Source organism: Agrobacterium sp. 22-226-1, from assembly GCF_053522345.1.
In genome coordinates, this window is the sequence record NZ_JBNWCP010000043.1 from 1 (window position 1) to 2,618 (window position 2,618).

A 2,618-nucleotide genomic window follows, 5' to 3' on the forward strand; every position below is an offset into this window, starting at 1 on the left:
GTAAGAAGCGAACGCAGGGAACTGAAACATCTAAGTACCTGCAGGAAAGGACATCAACCGAGACTCCGCAAGTAGTGGCGAGCGAACGCGGACCAGGCCAGTGGCAATGATGAATAAAGCGGAACGATTTGGAAAAGTCGGCCATAGAGGGTGATAGCCCCTTACGCGTAGAACAGTCATTGTCCTTGAGTAGGGCGGGACACGTGAAATCCTGTCTGAACATGGGGAGACCACTCTCCAAGCCTAAGTACTCGTGCATGACCGATAGCGAACAAGTACCGTGAGGGAAAGGTGAAAAGCACCCCGACGAGGGGAGTGAAATAGAACCTGAAACCGGATGCCTACAAACAGTCGGAGCCCGCAAGGGTGACGGCGTACCTTTTGTATAATGGGTCAACGACTTAGTGTAACTAGCAAGCTTAAGCCGGTAGGTGTAGGCGCAGCGAAAGCGAGTCTGAACAGGGCGATTTTAGTTAGTTGCATTAGACCCGAAACCGAGTGATCTAGCCATGAGCAGGCTGAAGGTTGGGTAACACCAACTGGAGGGCCGAACCCATAACTGTTGCAATAGTTCGGGATGACTTGTGGCTAGGGGTGAAAGGCCAATCAAACTCGGAAATAGCTGGTTCTCCGCGAAATCTATTTAGGTAGAGCGTCGACCGAATACCCTCGGGGGTAGAGCACTGGATGGGCTATGGGGACTCACCGTCTTACTGATCCTAACCAAACTCCGAATACCGAGGAGTACTAGTCGGCAGACACACGGCGGGTGCTAACGTCCGTCGTGAAAAGGGCAACAACCCTGACCTCCAGCTAAGGTCCCCAAGTCATGGCTAAGTGGGAAAGGATGTGAGGATCCCAAAACAACCAGGATGTTGGCTTAGAAGCAGCCATCATTTAAAGAAAGCGTAACAGCTCACTGGTCTAAATAAGGGTCTTTGCGCCGAAAATGTAACGGGGCTAAAGCCATGCACCGAAGCTGAGGATTTGCAGTAATGCAAGTGGTAGCGGAGCGTTCCGTAAGTCTGTGAAGGCGGACCCGTGAGGGCTGCTGGAGATATCGGAAGTGCGAATGTTGACATGAGTAACGATAAAGGGAGTGAGAGACTCCCTCGCCGAAAGACCAAGGGTTCCTGCTTAAAGTTAATCTGAGCAGGGTTAGCCGGCCCCTAAGACGAGGCGGACACGCGTAGTCGATGGGAACCACGTTAATATTCGTGGGCCTGGTGGTAGTGACGGATCTCGTGTGTTGTTCAACCTTACTGGATTGGTTGGGCGGCGAAGAGGTTCCAGGAAATAGCTCCACCGTATAGACCGTACCCGAAACCGACACAGGTGGTCAGGTAGAGTATACCAAGGCGCTTGAGAGAACTATGTTGAAGGAACTCGGCAAATTGCACGCGTAACTTCGGAAGAAGCGTGACCCTTTTGTACGCAAGTATGATGGGGTGGCACAGACCAGGGGGTAGCGACTGTTTATCAAAAACACAGGGCTCTGCGAAGTAGCAATACGACGTATAGGGTCTGACGCCTGCCCGGTGCTGGAAGGTTAAAGGGAGGGGTGCAAGCTCTGAACTGAAGCCCCAGTAAACGGCGGCCGTAACTATAACGGTCCTAAGGTAGCGAAATTCCTTGTCGGGTAAGTTCCGACCTGCACGAATGGCGTAACGACTTCCCCGCTGTCTCCAACATAGACTCAGTGAAATTGAATTCCCCGTGAAGATGCGGGGTTCCTGCGGTCAGACGGAAAGACCCCGTGCACCTTTACTATAGCTTTACACTGGCATTCGCCAAGGCATGTGTAGGATAGGTGGTAGGCTTTGAAGCAGGGACGCCAGTTTCTGTGGAGCCATCCTTGAAATACCACCCTTATCTTCGTGGATGTCTAACCGCGGTCCGTTATCCGGATCCGGGACAGTGTATGGTGGGTAGTTTGACTGGGGCGGTCGCCTCCGAAAGAGTAACGGAGGCGCGCGATGGTTAGCTCAGACCGGTCGGAAATCGGTCGTCGAGTGCAATGGCATAAGCTAGCCTGACTGCGAGACTGACAAGTCGAGCAGAGACGAAAGTCGGTCATAGTGATCCGGTGGTCCCGTGTGGAAGGGCCATCGCTCAACGGATAAAAGGTACGCCGGGGATAACAGGCTGATGACCCCCAAGAGTCCATATCGACGGGGTTGTTTGGCACCTCGATGTCGACTCATCGCATCCTGGGGCTGGAGCAGGTCCCAAGGGTATGGCTGTTCGCCATTTAAAGCGGTACGTGAGTTGGGTTCAGAACGTCGTGAGACAGTTCGGTCCCTATCTGCCGTGGGTGTAGGAATATTGACAGGATCTGTCCCTAGTACGAGAGGACCGGGATGGACGTATCTCTGGTGGATCTGTTGTCCTGCCAAGGGCATAGCAGAGTAGCTATATACGGAATGGATAACCGCTGAAGGCATCTAAGCGGGAAACCAACCTGAAAACGAGTGTTCCCTATCAGAGCCGTGGAAGACGACCACGTCGATAGGACGGGTGTGGAAGCACAGCAATGTGTGAAGCTTACCGTTACTAATAGCTCGATCGACTTCTTCGTTCCCATTGAATATGTTCATCGAACAAAGTTCGATGACATC

At 52.6% G+C, this 2,618-nt stretch carries 1 rRNA gene; it reads left to right on the plus strand.

The features are described from left to right. A 23S ribosomal RNA gene (locus ACQZ5K_RS26895) occupies positions 1 to 2,578 on the plus strand; the annotation flags it as partial. Positions 2,579 to 2,618: the final 40 nt, after the last annotated feature.